12 protein-coding genes, 2 tRNA genes and 1 pseudogene are annotated in these 14,381 nt (G+C 64.0%); 10 read left to right on the forward strand and 5 right to left on the reverse strand.

Translation table 11 applies throughout. The features are described 5' to 3' along the window. Positions 1-2: 2 nt before the first annotated feature. A tRNA-Ser gene (locus tag V7P99_RS14020) sits at positions 3-92 on the reverse strand. 514 nt (positions 93-606) lie between these two features. Between V7P99_RS14020 and V7P99_RS14025 the strand changes: the two genes are divergently transcribed. From V7P99_RS14025 to V7P99_RS14045, 5 genes are all read left to right on the forward strand, one after another. Continuing rightward, on the forward strand, positions 607-1,644 hold the full coding sequence (locus V7P99_RS14025) for a class 1 fructose-bisphosphatase (RefSeq protein ID WP_333795455.1): 1,038 nt from the start codon (positions 607-609) through the stop codon (positions 1,642-1,644). Positions 1,645-1,697: 53 nt separating this feature from the next. After that, positions 1,698-2,576 carry a phosphoribulokinase gene (locus tag V7P99_RS14030; RefSeq protein ID WP_333795456.1) on the forward strand — a complete coding sequence of 293 codons (879 nt, stop codon included), beginning with the start codon at positions 1,698-1,700 and terminating at the stop codon, positions 2,574-2,576. A 342-nt stretch (positions 2,577-2,918) separates the two neighbouring features. Continuing rightward, positions 2,919-3,848, forward strand: coding sequence for a glutaminase (locus tag V7P99_RS14035; protein WP_333795457.1), 930 nt, complete (start codon positions 2,919-2,921; stop codon positions 3,846-3,848). Between the two features lie 130 nt (positions 3,849-3,978). Continuing rightward, entirely contained in the window at positions 3,979-4,671 is a 693-nt protein-coding gene (gene rpe / locus V7P99_RS14040) for a ribulose-phosphate 3-epimerase (protein ID WP_333795458.1), read from the forward strand. A 38-nt stretch (positions 4,672-4,709) separates the two neighbouring features. Continuing rightward, positions 4,710-5,996 (forward strand): cyclopropane-fatty-acyl-phospholipid synthase family protein, encoded by a 1,287-nt coding sequence (locus V7P99_RS14045; RefSeq protein ID WP_333795459.1) that lies wholly within the window; start codon positions 4,710-4,712, stop codon positions 5,994-5,996. A gap of 121 nt (positions 5,997-6,117) precedes the next feature. Here the strand turns inward: V7P99_RS14045 and V7P99_RS14050 are convergent, their stop codons facing one another. Together V7P99_RS14050 and V7P99_RS14055 are read right to left on the reverse strand one after the other, a co-directional pair. After that, on the reverse strand, positions 6,118-6,570 hold the full coding sequence (locus tag V7P99_RS14050) for a YybH family protein (protein WP_333795460.1): 453 nt from the start codon (positions 6,568-6,570) through the stop codon (positions 6,118-6,120). 215 nt (positions 6,571-6,785) lie between these two features. Beyond that, positions 6,786-7,301, reverse strand: a complete 516-nt coding sequence (locus tag V7P99_RS14055; RefSeq protein WP_333795461.1) for a DUF2147 domain-containing protein — start codon at positions 7,299-7,301, stop codon at positions 6,786-6,788. Positions 7,302-7,472: 171 nt separating this feature from the next. Between V7P99_RS14055 and hrpB the strand changes: the two genes are divergently transcribed. Next, positions 7,473-10,004 (forward strand): ATP-dependent helicase HrpB, encoded by a 2,532-nt coding sequence (gene hrpB / locus V7P99_RS14060; RefSeq protein WP_333795462.1) that lies wholly within the window; start codon positions 7,473-7,475, stop codon positions 10,002-10,004. 63 nt (positions 10,005-10,067) lie between these two features. Here the strand turns inward: hrpB and V7P99_RS14065 are convergent, their stop codons facing one another. Further along, a complete protein-coding gene (locus tag V7P99_RS14065; protein WP_333795463.1) occupies positions 10,068-10,337 on the reverse strand; it encodes a hypothetical protein in 270 nt (89 codons plus the stop codon). A gap of 282 nt (positions 10,338-10,619) precedes the next feature. On the opposite strand from V7P99_RS14065, the gene V7P99_RS14070 reads away from it, so the two are divergent. Together V7P99_RS14070 and V7P99_RS14075 are read left to right on the forward strand one after the other, a co-directional pair. After that, positions 10,620-10,796 (forward strand): hypothetical protein, encoded by a 177-nt coding sequence (locus V7P99_RS14070; protein WP_333795464.1) that lies wholly within the window; start codon positions 10,620-10,622, stop codon positions 10,794-10,796. 156 nt (positions 10,797-10,952) lie between these two features. Beyond that, positions 10,953-11,144: a hypothetical protein gene (locus V7P99_RS14075; RefSeq protein ID WP_333795465.1), complete on the forward strand. Its 192-nt coding sequence runs from the start codon at positions 10,953-10,955 to the stop codon at positions 11,142-11,144. Positions 11,145-11,186: 42 nt separating this feature from the next. Here the strand turns inward: V7P99_RS14075 and pabB are convergent, their stop codons facing one another. Beyond that, positions 11,187-13,043: an aminodeoxychorismate synthase component I gene (pabB, locus tag V7P99_RS14080; protein WP_333795466.1), complete on the reverse strand. Its 1,857-nt coding sequence runs from the start codon at positions 13,041-13,043 to the stop codon at positions 11,187-11,189. A 365-nt stretch (positions 13,044-13,408) separates the two neighbouring features. On the opposite strand from pabB, the gene V7P99_RS14085 reads away from it, so the two are divergent. Beyond that, positions 13,409-13,485 (forward strand) — tRNA-Met (locus V7P99_RS14085). A gap of 219 nt (positions 13,486-13,704) precedes the next feature. After that, positions 13,705-13,854: pseudogene (locus V7P99_RS14090) on the forward strand (integrase core domain-containing protein); the annotation flags it as partial. Positions 13,855-14,381: the final 527 nt, after the last annotated feature.

Genomic DNA, 14,381 nt, shown 5'->3' on the forward strand with positions numbered 1-14,381 from the left:
GATGGCGGAGAGGGAGGGATTCGAACCCCCGGTACGGTTGCCCGTACTCCGCATTTCGAGTGCGGCGCGATCGACCACTCTGCCACCTCTCCGGCCTGCTCGCCTAAGGCGCAACGGCGTGGTCAGACCGCAGCGCATACGAGCCGAGCGGTGGTCAATAGCGGGTGATCGCCTCGGACGCAAGTGCACCCGAGCGCCAGATTGAACCGGGCCAGGGCATGGCGCTTCGAGCACGGCCCAAAAACGCAACCGGCGAACCGAATAAAGTGCCTCTGAGCCGGGCAGGCACGCTGCAGTAACGAACCCACCGCTCTCAAGTTGAAGCCCGCGAAAGTCAGAACGCGGCCAACCAAGCCTGCCATCTTGTACCCCGGCTTTACCGACGATCATCCAAAGATCGTGCAACACAGCCTTAACGTGCAATGCAAATAATAGAACACGTCGAAGAACGCGGGGCTGCTAACGAATCCTGAGCAAGAACGCTCTACGTATGACATTCATGACACCGGCGCTAAAAACCGGAGGACGGCAGACGGTACGATCGATCGTCTCAGAGGCCCCTGGTCTGAAGCGAAATTGGACAACCGCGCCGGGAGGGCACGGCAGATGACGGACCCCATCGGTCTAGGGCCGTTTCTGGATCGCTGGGCTGATGGAAATCCCGGCCGGGCGGACGTCAGCGCTACGTTGCGCCGCCTGGCCGACGCATGCAGCCGGATCGCGGATCTCGTAAGCCTTGGACCGCTGGCGGGCACGCTGGGTTCCGAAACCGGCCGCCAGACTGGCGCCGATCCTCAGAAAGAGGTCGACGTCCGCGCCAACGATCTCATCGTGGCCGCCTTGAGAGAGGCGCCCGTCGCGACCTTCGGTTCGGAAGAGCTGGAAAGCCCGGCGCCCATCAATCCGGGCGCGCCCTTGGCCGTCGCGGTGGATCCCATCGATGGCTCGTCGAACATCGATGCCAATGTTTCCATCGGCACGATTTTCACCATTCTGCCGGCACTCGCCGACGATCCTGCATCGAGCTTTCTGCAGGCGGGAAAGACGCAGGTGGCAGCGGGCTTCGTCGTCTATGGACCATACACGACCCTGGTGCTCACCGTTGGCAGCGGCACGCAGATCTTCACGCTGCAACGGATGACGGGAGAATTCCTCCTGACGGCGCCCGAGGTCGCGATCCCGGCGACGACGCACGAATACGCGATCAACACCTCAAATTATCGCCATTGGGACGAATCCATCCGCACCTACATCGACGATTGCGTGCGCGGATCCGAGGGACCGCGGGGCGAGAACTTCAACATGCGCTGGACGGCCTCGCCTGTCGCCGACATCTACCGCCTGCTGAGCCGGGGCGGCATCTTCCTCTACCCGAGCGATCTTCGCGAGAACTACGCTATGGGCCGGCTGCGCCTCGTCTACGAGGCCAATCCCCTGGCCTGGATCATCGAGCAGGCGGGCGGTGCCGCCACCAACGGCCGCGAGCGCATCCTGGACCGCGAGCCCGCGGGTCTTCACCAACGCACGCCTTTCGTCGCCGGATCCAGGACCGAGGTCGAGTATCTTATGCGTCTTTATCAGACCCCCTTCGGCGTCGGCGAGCGCTCGCCCCTGTTCGGGCGCCGGGGCCTGTTCAGACGATGACGAGCGAACGCGCCAGAAACTAATCGTGCCCCATCCGTTAGCAGCAGAACCATATGTCCGCTAAGCACCCCATCATCTCCGTCACAGGCTCCTCAGGCGCCGGCACCACCAGTGTTCGCCGCACCTTCGAGCAGATCTTTCGGCGCGAGAAAATAACCGCCGTCTTCATCGAGGGCGATGCATTCCATCGCTACAACCGCGACGAGATGACGGCCGCCATGGCGGAAGCCGCCGCCAACGGCAATCCCAATCTCAGCCATTTCGGAGAGGACGCGAACCTGCTCGCGGAACTCGAGCTCCTGTTCAAGACCTATGGCGAGACCGGCACTGGGCGCTCGCGCTACTATGCCCACGATCACGCCGAGGCAGAGGCCTACGGTGTCCCGCCGGGCCACTTCACGCCATGGCAGGAGATCCCGTACGACACGGACCTCATGATCTACGAGGGCCTGCACGGTTGCGCGATTACCGAAAAGGTCAACATCGCCCGTTACGCGGACCTGCGCATCGGCGTCGTGCCTGTGATTAATCTCGAATGGATACAGAAGATCCACCGCGACAAGGAGACACGCGGATACTCCCCCGAGGCGATCACCGACGTCATCCTCCACCGCATGCCGGACTACGTGAAATACATCTGCCCGCAATTCACGGAGACCGACATCAACTTTCAGCGCATCCCGACGGTAGACACCTCAAACCCCTTTATCGCCCGCTGGATCCCGACCAACGACGAATCCATGGTCGTCATCCGCTTCAAGAACCCGCGCGGCATCGACTTTTCCTATTTGCTGTCGATGATCAAGGACAGCTTCATGTCGCGCGCGAATTCGATCGTTATCCCGGGCGGCAGCATGGATCTGGCCATGCAGCTCATCCTGACGCCGATGATCCTTCAGCTCATCGAGAGGAAACGCCGCACGTTCTTCTGATCAAGCGGGCGAGAGGGTGTGCCCTGCCAGGGCCACACCCGCGCGCCGGAGTTGCATCTGGCCACCTTCCGGCCGAGCCGATAAAGTCCGATTCCTCGCCTAGAGTGCTTCCGGAAAAGTGAGAACCGGTTTTCCGGGAGAAGCGCGAGGAAACAAAAACTTAGAGCCGTTCCCCGATTCCACTTAAGCCGGAACGGCTCTATGGGCACCCTGGCCAGATCGCGCGATTCAAGGCATCTCGCGTCCGCCCGCAGGAGACCTTTGGCCTGCTGAAGCAAGGTCGCGCCGGTCTCGAGCAGGCCATCCCCCGAAACCGTCATTCCCGAACCTATGAGCAGCGCTGTGACCGACCTCGATGTGGCCGTGAGCGAGATCGCCGAGGAAATGCGCCGGAGACCGGATCGCGGCGAAGTGGCGACCTATATTCCGGAGCTCGCGCGCGTCGACCCCAACGCCTTCGGCCTCTGCGTGATCGACGCCGAGGGCAACGTCGCCGCAGCCGGCGATTGCGACACGCCGTTTTCGATCCAGAGTATCTCGAAGGTCTTCACCCTTACGCTTGCACTCGGCAAGGTCGGAGACAGGCTATGGCGCCGTGTCGGCCGCGAGCCGTCCGGCAGCGCGTTCAACTCCATCGTGCAGCTCGAATACGAGCACGGCATCCCGCGCAATCCTTTCATCAACGCCGGCGCGATTGCCGTGACCGACCTGATCCTGTCCGGCCACCAGCCCCGCGAAGTGCTCGGCGAGATCCTGCATTTCATGCGCTTTCTCGCCGACGACCAGTCGATCGCCATCGACAAGGCGGTGGCCGCCTCGGAGCAGCGCACGGGCTTCCGCAACGCGGCGCTTGCGAACTACATGAAGTCGTTCGGCGTGCTCGAGAACCCTGTCGAGTTCACGCTCGGCGTCTATTTCCACCATTGCGCCATCGCCATGACCTGCCGGCAGCTCGCCATGGCCGGGCGCTTCCTCGTCCATTCCGGCCGCAACCCCGAAACTGGCATGTCCGTCGTCCCGCCGGAGCGCGCGCGCCGCATCAATGCGGTGATGCTGACGTGCGGGCACTACGACGGCTCGGGCGAGTTCGCCTATCGCGTCGGCCTGCCCGGCAAGAGCGGTGTCGGCGGCGGCATCCTGGCCGTCGCGCCGGGCCGGGCCTCCATCGCCGTCTGGGCTCCGGGCCTCGACGCAAACGGAAACTCTCACCTCGGCCGCATCGCGCTCGAAGCCCTGACCAAGCGCATGGGATGGTCGATCTTCGGCGCCTGACGCGGATGGCATCCCGATCTTCGGAGTCTCAGCCCGGCCCTCCCCAGCTCTCACGGTCTCGGTCCTTGCCCGGCTGGCGTGCGCCGTGTAGGGCAAGGGCTTGGAAAACCCGAACGGGAGGCGGAAGCCAATGCACCGTGCGCTCATCATTGCGCCCTCCATTCTGTCTGCGGATTTTTCCCGCCTCGGCGCGGAGGTTGCCGCCGTCGATGCGGCCGGGGCCGATTGGATCCATCTCGACGTGATGGACGGCCACTTCGTGCCCAACATCACGTTCGGGCCGCCGGTGATCAGCGCCATCCGCGGCGCGTCCTCGAAAACCTTCGACTGCCATTTGATGATCGCGCCGGCCGATCCCTACATCGAGGCCTTCGCCAAGGCTGGCGCCGAGATCATCACCGTTCACGCCGAAGCCGGCCCGCACCTCGACCGCTCGCTGCAAGCCATCCGCGCGGCCGGCTGCAAGGCCGGCGTCTCGCTCAATCCCGGCACGCACGAAAGCGCCATCGTCCACGTGCTCGACCGCGTTGACCTCATCCTCCTGATGACGGTGAACCCAGGCTTCGGCGGCCAGGCCTTCATCCCCTCGCAGCTTGAGAAGATCAGAAGCGTCCGCGCCATGATCGGGGACCGTGAGATCGACCTCGAAGTCGATGGCGGGGTGACACCGGAGACGGCGGGCCTCGTTGCCGCGGCCGGCGCTAACGTACTCGTTGCAGGCTCCGCCGTATTCAAAGGTGGTACGAAGGAGAACTACGCCGCCAATATCGAGGCCATCCGCGCGGCGGCGGAGCAGGGTCGCACCAAGAAATCCGCCGCGTGACGTCACGCTCCCGTTGGATCGCCAAACAGCGAGGTCACATGTTTCCGCTTTCGCACATGCTGAAATCGTTCGTCCGCTTCGGCAAGCTCACGGTGATCGACGCGGAAGGCCGCGAGCACGTCTTCGGCGGTCGCGCGCCCGGCCCCGAAGTCACCATGCGCCTCACGGATCCGACGCTCTACCGCTCGCTCTTCTTCAATCCGGAGCTGGCCGCGGGCGAGGCCTATATGGACGGCCGCATGAGCTTCGAGCAATCGACGCTGCGCGACTTCCTCACGCTATTCTCGGTCAACCGCCTCTCGCTCGGCTCCTACCCGTTGCAGAAGGTTCTGCGCAAAGTCTCGCGCGGCCTAAAGCGCTTCCAGCAGGCCAACCCGATCGGCAAGGCGCAGAAGAACGTCGCCCACCACTACGACATCGGCAACGAGTTCTATCGCCTCTTCCTCGACCGCGGCATGCAGTACTCGTGCGCCTACTTCACGAGCGACGAGGACACGCTTGAAGAAGCCCAGCAGAACAAGCTGCGCCTCATCGCCTCCAAGCTCGCGCTCGAGCCTGGCCAGAAGGTGCTGGACATCGGCTGCGGCTGGGGCGACATGCTGCTCTATCTCGCGCGCCTGCAGGACATCCGGGCCGTCGGCGTCACGCTCTCCAAGGAGCAAGCGAAGCTCGCCAACGAAAAGGCGAAGGCGCTCGGCGTGGCCGACCGGGTGCGCTTCGAGCTGCGCGATTACCGTGACCTCAATGAGCGCTTCGACCGCATCGTGTCCGTCGGCATGTTCGAGCACGTCGGCGTGCACCACTACGGCGAATTCTTCGCCAAGGTGAACGATCTCCTCACCGACGACGGCGTCATGCTGCTCCACTCCATCGGCCATATGAGCCCGCCCGGCACGGCAAGCCCCTGGCTCCGGAAATACATCTTCCCCGGCGCCTACTCACCCGCGCTCTCGGAAGTCTTCACGCACGTGGAGCAGAACAGCCTGTGGGTGACGGATCTCGAATTCCTGCGCGTGCATTACGCCAAGACGCTCGCTCACTGGGTCAGCCGCTTCGAGACCAACCGCGCTAAAGTGGCGGAGATGTACGACGAGCGCTTCTGCCGGATGTGGGAGTTCTATCTGATCAGCTGCGAAATGATGTTCCGCACCGGCAGCCAGCTCGTTTTCCACATGCAGCTATCCAAAAAGCGCGATGCCGTGCCGATCGTGCGCGACTACATGATCGACACCCAGCGCGAATATCTAAAGCTGGAAGCCGAACGCGGCATCACTCTTCCCGAATCGCCACCGTTCGCGATGAGCTCTGGTCCGCAAAAGGATTGAGCCTACTTGGAAAGATAACGGATCGCGCAACATCCCGGCCGGGGAGAAACCTGCGCAGACGTTGTAAAGACGCTTAGCGGACGTCGCCGTACAACGACGTCCGCCAAGACCGAACATCAGATCAGTTCCACGTATGGAGCAGAACACGCCAGCCATCGTTGGAGCGAACGAGCACGTTCACCCAGTTGCCACCGTATTGCTTCGTGCTCCCCTCGTCGGAGGGACCGTTGAGCTGCCACGTGCCGGTTGCAACCCGCGTATCGCCCTGATCCAGAACCTTCTCGACGGTGATCTTGTGATCGCTGAAGCCCTTCGCTTGCAAATCCGCGAAGAACGCGCCGATAGCATCCGGACCGCTTACGGTCTTACCGCCAGCAGGAACGACCATCGCGTCCTGGGCGTAAAACCCAGCGAGCGCCTTGATGTCCTTGGAGTTGAACGCTTCGTCCCATTTGCTGGCATCCGTGCGGACCTGACTTTCATCCGCGAGCGAGAGCGTGGGAGCAAGACTTGTCGCGATCGCCAAGAGGATCGCGGCCAAGGCCTTTCGGCATGAGAGAACGAAATCAAACATAGTGAAGCCTCCGTAATAACCATGCGGTTCGTGCGGCGACGCCGCTTAATGAGCGATTGGTCATTAAGAGTGACCGCGAGCACGGGCCGTGTCAATGAAATGATCGAGTGCAAATTGTCGCGAAAGCGAGGAGCCGCAGAGTTTGAACAGCGATGCTGTCTCGCGGCTTCAAGCGAAGGGGCCGAAATAACGATTCCGGTTCCAAAAAGCGCGCTTTACTGCCCGGCGAGCTCCGGCGCCGGCGGTACGCCATCGCGCTCACAATGGTAAGCAGGCTTGGCCACCTTGCTCCACACTTCCGACGAGCCGAATAGCGGCAGCAGCACATAGCCGCGCACCTCGATCTGCGTCGGGCTTAGCACCGTGGCATAGCCTTTGAAGCTCATGCCGAGGTCGGGCACGTAGACGTCGCCCCCGCCCCAGGTCCCATCGGGTTGCTTGGCAAAGCCGTCGATCACCCGCAGCCCGCACACCGCCCGGTTCTGGAGCGTCGGATCGGGATTGCGGAAGTCCTTGAGCGGCTTGCGGTCGGGCCCGTAGGGCAGCCTGAGCCAGACGACCTTTGCGCAGACGTCGCCGCCGCAGGGCTGCGTTTCCAGCACCACCTCGCCATGGGAATCCATCCAATAGCCAGCAAGCTCATTGGCCGCCCATGCCGGAGCGAAAGACATCGCTGTGAGAGCCGCGCCGAACGCGGCGCGCGGCAGAAACTTTGCTGCAAAGCGGAGCATGGAGTGTCCTCCGGGTCTCTTGGATGGCCTACCCTGCGACAGCACCACGGAGCGGACGGATGTGCGTGCGATCCGCGCCGACGACCCGTATCGTCCAGCCGCGGCGTGTTGTAAAGGCGGAGCATCGCAAACACGCGCATTCGGCCCAACGCCCGTGCTAAGCACGCCACGATGACCGACCAGACGGCCCCTCATGCCCCCGGACGATTCGACCCGCCTCTACCCATCGACGGCGCACTCCCCGCTTTGGCTGATGCGCTTGCCGGCGGCACGGGAGCCGTGCTCGTCGCACCGCCGGGCGCCGGAAAAACGACTCGCGTCCCCCTGGCGCTCCTGGATGCGCCCTGGCTCGCGCGACGCAAGATCGTTCTGCTCGAGCCGCGCCGCCTGGCTGCGCGCGGAGCGGCGCAGCGCATGGCAGCCACGCTCGGCGAGGCGGTGGGCGAGACGGTCGGCCTTCGCGCCCGCCTGGACACACGCGTATCGGCCCAAACCCGCATCGAGGTGCTGACTGAGGGCGTCTTCACGCGCATGATCCTCGACGACCCGATGCTCGAAGGCGTCGGCGCCGTGCTCTTCGATGAGTTCCATGAGCGTTCGCTCGACGCCGACCTCGGCCTTGCACTCGCCCTCGATGCGCAGCGTAGCCTGCGCGACGACCTGCGCCTCCTCGTCATGTCAGCAACACTTGCCGGCGAGCGCGTTGCCGAATTGCTCGGCGGTGTCCCGCTGATCGCCAGCGAAGGCCGGAGCTTTCCCATCGAGACGCGCTACCTGGGTAAGGATCCGTCCCAGCGCCTGGAGGTTCGGATGACCGCCACGATCCTGCGCGCGCTTCGGGCGGAGACGGGCTCCATCCTCGCTTTCCTGCCGGGTCAGGGAGAGATCCGCCGCACGGAAGAGCGCTTGCGCGAAAGTCTCGCCGCCGAGGATGTGATCATCGCCCCGCTGCATGGCGCGCTCGATCGGCGCCAGCAGGACCTCGCCGTCGCGCCGGCTCCTCCCACCATGCGCAAGATCGTGCTCGCCACCTCGATCGCGGAAACCTCCCTCACCATTGAGGGCGTCCGCGTCGTCATCGACTGCGGCCTTGCCCGCGTGCCGCGCTTTGATCCGGACGTCGGCGTAACGCGCCTTGCCACCGTCCGCGTGCCACGCGCATCCGCCGACCAGCGCCGCGGCCGCGCCGGCCGCACGCAGCCGGGCGTCTGTTACCGCCTCTGGGACGAAGCCGAAACGGCGAGCTTGCCGGCTTACGGCGAACCGGAGATCCGCGCTGCCGATCTCGCACCGATGCTGCTCGACTGCGCCGAATGGGGTGTCACCGATCCGCTCCGCCTCGCCTGGCTCGATCCGCCCTCCATGGCGGCCCTCGACGCCGCCCGTGAAGAGCTCCAGGCGCTCGGAGCGATCGGCGACGACGGCCGCATCACGGAGGCCGGTCGCCGGCTGCGCACACTTCCGCTCCCGCCGCGCCTGGCCGCAATGGTGCTCGAAGCCGCCCGAATGGGGGCCGAAGCGCACGCGGCCGAAATCGCAGCCATCCTCGTCGAACGCGGACTCGGCGGCAGCGACACGGCACTCGAGCACCGGCTCGATGCCTTCCGCCGCGATCGCTCTCGCCGGGCAACCGACATGCGCCGCCTTGCCGAGACCTGGGCGCAGAGCGCACGCGCCACGCTCCCTCCCTCCTTGCGTGAAAGCCCGGAAGGGAATGAACCTTCCGCGGCACCGTTCTCGGCCGCCGCACTGCTGGTCCTCGCCTATCCGGAGCGCATCGCCAAAGCACGCGGCGCCCGAGGCCAATACCTGCTCGCCAACGGCCGCGGCGCCGGCCTCGATCCCGCGGATCCCCTTGCCCGCGCGCCCTTCCTTGTCGTGGGCGAGATGCAGGGTGCGGCGGCCCAAACGCGCATCCTACTTGCCGCCGCAACCGACGAAGTGGAAATCTTGCGCATCGCTGGCCATCGCATCGAGGTTCGTGACGAAACAGCCTTCGACTCCGAAAGCCTCGCAGTCCGCGTCCGCCGCATGCGCCGGCTCGGCGCCATCTCTCTCGCGAGTGAGCCGCGCCCCGCCAATCCAGGGCCCGAGATTGAGGCCGCTCTTGCCGCCGGTCTTGCAAGCCTCGGCGCCGACAAGCTGCCCTGGTCGAAGACTCAGCTCCAGCTTAGAAGCCGCGTCGGCTTCCTGCGCGTGGCCGGCGCGGGCGACTGGCCCGACCTCTCCGACGAAGCCCTCACGGCATCGCTGCCACGGTGGCTCAGTCCTTTTCTTTCTGGGAAGGCGCGTCTCGCCGACATTTCCGCCGAAGACTTGGCCCACGCGCTCGACACCCTCATTCCCTGGGATCTGCGCCGTCGTCTTGATGAAGAAGCGCCCACGCATTTCGAAGCGCCAACCGGCAACCGCCATGCCATCGCCTACGACGGGGCCGGCGCGCCCTCGGTCCACATCCGCGTGCAGGAGCTGTTCGGGCTGACGGCGCACCCAGCCATCGCCGGGGGCCGCCTTCCCCTCACGTTACATTTGCTGTCGCCGGCTCATCGTCCAATTCAGATTACGCGCGACCTGCCCGGTTTTTGGAGCGGATCGTGGGCCGCCGTTAAGGCCGAGATGAAAGGCCGCTATCCCCGTCACGTCTGGCCCGATGATCCGGCCGGCGCCGCACCGACGTCACGTGCCAAGCCGCGCGCACCATAAGCCGCAGCCAAAGATCGCTCCGGCACGACTCCCATGATTGAAATGTCCGTGGTGTGGAACGCTCTATCTGCCGGCTGCCGCACGGCGGTGCTGAACTTCGGAGGCTGAAACGTGCCCCTCCTCAACCAGAGCGTCGACACAGCGCGGACTGAGCTTGGCGCCCGCTTTGCGCATGCAGCTCCTCAGCTCAGGCGTACCGAGCCGGTAGGTATGACAGTTGTCCATATAGTCGTTGGCACATAGCCGCCGGACTTTGGGGCCGTAGGCGTCCGCACCCGTATGAGCAAGGAGACCGGCGGCAAGTACGACCGCAGCTGACCACAAACGAAGCATGGCTATCTCCTGACGTGCAGCCGGATGGCTCTTGAACGAGCGTCGGCCTAAAACCTATTCCAGAGGCGCGCTCTTCTTTCCAGTGCTTCTAAGAAACCATGGATAACGCAATGGACCCACGGGGCAAAACAGCGCTGAAGCCGATAGGTTCCAGCCCCGGCGGCCGTCACCTCCCCGCTGTTGCTGCGAAGCCCCACCTTGGCGGGGCGACGGCTGCTATAAGCATGCGTCGGCGAGCGAATCGCCTCATCCGGATACTCGAGCCGCAAGGAGAGAGCGACCATGGTCCTCAAGGCACCCGGCATCCTGACGTACATGCTGTCCGTCATCCTCACGGTGCTTGCGCTGGTCACATATTTCTTCGGCGCATCAATTCCATACATCACCGGTCAAGAATTTTGGGTGCTCGTCGTGGCGCAGATCGTGCTGATCTTCGGATGCATCATGCGCGGGCTTTGAGACGCGCCCTTTCGTCGGCCAACCGAGGCTGTTCACCCCCACAGGCAGGACGCTTTTGTTGGTGTTTGATTAAGGTCATGGACGCGATGTGCCGATCTGTCGCGCGGCGTTCAGCACTCTAGCAGGCGCGGCCCCTCCTCACGCAGATTGATCGCCATGATGATGATCATGCGCAAGTTCCAGTCAGGTCCTTTTGCAGAGCGCGCGCGCCGCTCGGCACGCGGTATCGCCGTTGCCATGCTGCTGACGCTGGCGGCTCTGGTATTCGTGGTTTCTGCGATCCACGACAGCGGCTCGAAGACTGCTTCGATCTCGTCTCCCGAAAGATCGGCCAGCCGCTCGAACTGAGCCGCCAATGGTCAGCTCTCAGATACGCCCCTTTAGTGCGCGCTACCGGGCGACCGGCTCCAGCAACTCCGCCTTGACGAGCCCGCGCACGGAATTCCCCACGTAGATCACATCCGCATCCGCAAGATCACTGAGGGAGAGCACAGCCTCCTCCGCCTTGCCGCTCTCAATCAATGACGCGCGAAAAACACCCGGCAGAAGCCCGCTCGCAAGCGGCGGCGTCAAAAGCTTGCCGCCCCGCTCGATGAAGACATTCGTCCGGCTGCCTTCGGCAACTTCGCCGCGCTCATTCAGGTAGACGACTTCGTCCGCCGCAAGCGTTTCGGCATAGTGTTGCCACTCCAGGTCGTAGAGCTCGCGCCGCGTCGTCTTATGGAAGAGAAAGGCGTTGGTGCTGTCGAGCCGCGTGTTCGAGACCGCCACGCGCATCACCGCGTCCGGCGCCTGAGCCGGCTGCTCAGTTGCGGTGACGGAGACCGTCCCGTCCTCGGCCAGGAGGAGGCGCACGCGCAACCGCTCGCCTTCCCGTCCCCTTACCGCACGGCCCAGCGCCGACCGCACGTCCTCTTCGTCATAGGCATAGCCGAAATAGGCGGCAGACGCGGCCAGGCGCTTCATATGCCCGTCCAAAAGCCAATAGCCTTCACCCGGCTTGTAGAGCAGCGTCTCGATCAGCTCGAACGCCTTGGGGGGATCGGTAAGGAACTTCATCTTAAGCAGGCACTCGGCGTACTCCTTGGCGCCGACAGAATCGTAAACCACGCCGGAACCGATGCCCATCTCCCCCTGTCCGTCGCGAAAGATCACCGGCGTTCGGATCACCACGTTGAACAAGGCCTGGCCGGTAGGCGCGATGTGCCCGATGGCGCCGCAATAGACGCCGCGCGGCTCCGTCTCGTAGTCGCGGATGAGCTCCATCGCCCGGATCTTGGGTGCCCCGATCACGGAGCCGGGCGGGAAGATGGCGCGGACGAGATCCTCGAGGCCGACGTTGTCGCGCAGCGTTGCCTTCACACCTGACGTCAGCTGGTGGAGCGTCCGATAGGTCTCGACCGTGAACAGATCCGTCACGCTGACGCTGCCCACCTCGGCGAGGCGCCCGAGATCGTTGCGCATGAGGTCGACGATCATGAGGTTTTCGGCGCGCTGTTTGATGTCGCTCGCAAGGACGCGGCGCTGATCCTCGTCCGCCTCCGGGGTTCCGGCTCGGGGCGCTGTGCCCTTCATGGGCCGCGTCGAGATCACCCTGCCATGCTTCTCGATGAAGAGCTCCGGGCTGGCCGACAGCACGGTCACCTCGCCGGTATCGACGATGCCGGCATAGGCGACGCGCTGGCGCTGGCGCATGTCGCGGTAAAAGGTGAGCGGCGATCCCTCGAGCCGGAAGCGCGCCTTGAACGTCAGGTTGATCTGGTAAATGTCGCCGGCGCGAATTTTGTCCTGCACGGCCGAGAACCGGGACTCGTATTCGGCCTGATCCCAGGCGCAGGTGACGGCCGCGAATTGGTAGGATCCGCTTTTCGTATGGGTGGCGAGCCAGTGGTCCACCTCGCGCTCGCTCATCTCGCGCGGCCCTCGGTAGAGGCCGAACCACAGGAGCGGCACGTTCCGGCCCTCCGGCAAGAGATGGCGGATCTTCGGCTCGAGCACGTAGCCGAGCTCGTAGGCGAAGAAGCCGGCCGCATGGAGCCCCGAGGTCGTCCCCGCCTCGAGTCGCGCCAGCGCCTGCGGCACCTCGTCCGCCGTCATTGCCGAGATGATCTCGACCGGCTCAGTGAAGAGGAGTGATGGCGGGCCCTGCCCGGCGCTGTTATCGAGGAGGACGAACGTTTCCTCGAGCCCCGCGCTTCGACGCACGGCCTCTGCGCCGTGGGCTTGTTCAGGGTCGGCTGCTGTCATGCGTGCAAAGTCCCGCCTCGGAAGAATCCAGTGTCGACACGCGAGCTTATACGAAAGATTTCTGCGGATGGGGCCGCCTGGAGCGGCAAAGACGGCGCCCGCGCCCAATGGCCGCGTGAGTAATCCACCAGCCGGCGGAAAGCCATGCCCAACTGGGGTTCACAAAGCTGAAAATCATGCTATAGACCTCCTCAGCCGCCCCGGGAGGCGGCCTTCGAACGGGCCGGACCCATCAACGTCCAGATCCATCTGGCGTATGGGCTTGTGGCCCTGATCAAGTCCCAAGACCAACACGGTGACCGGATCGTTCGAAATGATTTCCAGGATCGCACTTTTCGATCTTGCTGAAGTCACAATGTCGGTATCGCGGGGTGGAGCAGCCCGGTAGCTCGTCAGGCTCATAACCTGAAGGTCATAGGTTCAAATCCTATCCCCGCAACCAACATTTCCAAGGAAAATCATGAGGTTACGAAGCTCGGCCCAAGCCGGGCTTTCTTGCATTTGGCCTCCGTGCGCCACCTGTGCGCCACGGTCTGGTAAACACTCGAATCGAGAGCGCAACTGGCTTGTACATGGACGCGAGCTCATACCGCGGATCCGCTCACCTCGGGGTGCCGTTGATTAGCAGGTTTCTCAAGAGCGACGGCTACTGCGAGAGCTTAACTCCGAGCTCCGCGATGAACTGCCGGCCGGCGAACAGTTCTCGACGCCCTACGAAGCCCAGGTGCTCATCGAACGGTGGCGACTACAATGCCGTCAGGCCACATTCCTCGCTTGGCTATCGGCCGCCGGCCCGGAGACGATCTTGCCACCAACATCCGGCCCGGCCTATGGGGTGTCGTCGGATATTGTACACCCCGGCGCCTCGATGGAGATTGGCACAATTATCAGTGCAAGCAACTGAAGCGGCCACTCGGCAAGCCCGAATTCTATCTGGAACTAGCCAAGATCTTTTTCCACAGCTCGCGCGGCGCGTTCATCCTGCCGACGCAGATGTTCTTCGTCGCGCCAAGAGGTGTGGTTCGAGATGTCCGCGGCCATGTTGCGAAGCCGAGATCTATGCGGCCATCGAAAAGTATCTCGCCAAGCTCGACCGTGCCGACGAGGTGGTGAGCAAGACCGGCATGTCGGTGCCCGAAGTGCGATTGGCGCGCGCAGTCAAGAAGCTGGCCCACTGCCGGCGAGAGCCAGCGCCTTGAAGGCCATCGAGAGGCGCAAGGACAACAGCGGGGAAACGCAGGTCTCGCTGACCGATCCTGATGCCCGCGCCATGGCGACAACGAGCAGAAAGCCCCGTGTGGTCGGCTATAACGTGCAAAGCGCCGTCGAGACGAAGCA

Source organism: Hyphomicrobium sp., assembly GCF_036780825.1.
Taxonomy (GTDB): Bacteria; Pseudomonadota; Alphaproteobacteria; order Rhizobiales; family Hyphomicrobiaceae; genus Hyphomicrobium_C.

Excerpts from the sequence above, each read along its gene's own strand:
- V7P99_RS14030 (WP_333795456.1), top strand. The coding sequence starts at position 1,698 with ATGTCCGCTAAGCACCCCATCATCTCCGTCACAGGCTCCTCAGGCGCC.
- V7P99_RS14065 (WP_333795463.1), bottom strand. The coding sequence starts at position 10,337 with ATGCTTCGTTTGTGGTCAGCTGCGGTCGTACTTGCCGCCGGTCTCCTT.
- V7P99_RS14070 (WP_333795464.1), top strand. The coding sequence starts at position 10,620 with ATGGTCCTCAAGGCACCCGGCATCCTGACGTACATGCTGTCCGTCATC.
- V7P99_RS14025 (WP_333795455.1), top strand. The coding sequence starts at position 607 with ATGACGGACCCCATCGGTCTAGGGCCGTTTCTGGATCGCTGGGCTGAT.
- V7P99_RS14045 (WP_333795459.1), top strand. The coding sequence starts at position 4,710 with ATGTTTCCGCTTTCGCACATGCTGAAATCGTTCGTCCGCTTCGGCAAG.
- V7P99_RS14050 (WP_333795460.1), bottom strand. The coding sequence starts at position 6,570 with ATGTTTGATTTCGTTCTCTCATGCCGAAAGGCCTTGGCCGCGATCCTC.
- V7P99_RS14075 (WP_333795465.1), top strand. The coding sequence starts at position 10,953 with ATGATGATGATCATGCGCAAGTTCCAGTCAGGTCCTTTTGCAGAGCGC.
- rpe (WP_333795458.1), top strand. The coding sequence starts at position 3,979 with ATGCACCGTGCGCTCATCATTGCGCCCTCCATTCTGTCTGCGGATTTT.
- pabB (WP_333795466.1), bottom strand. The coding sequence starts at position 13,043 with ATGACAGCAGCCGACCCTGAACAAGCCCACGGCGCAGAGGCCGTGCGT.
- V7P99_RS14055 (WP_333795461.1), bottom strand. The coding sequence starts at position 7,301 with ATGCTCCGCTTTGCAGCAAAGTTTCTGCCGCGCGCCGCGTTCGGCGCG.
- hrpB (WP_333795462.1), top strand. The coding sequence starts at position 7,473 with ATGACCGACCAGACGGCCCCTCATGCCCCCGGACGATTCGACCCGCCT.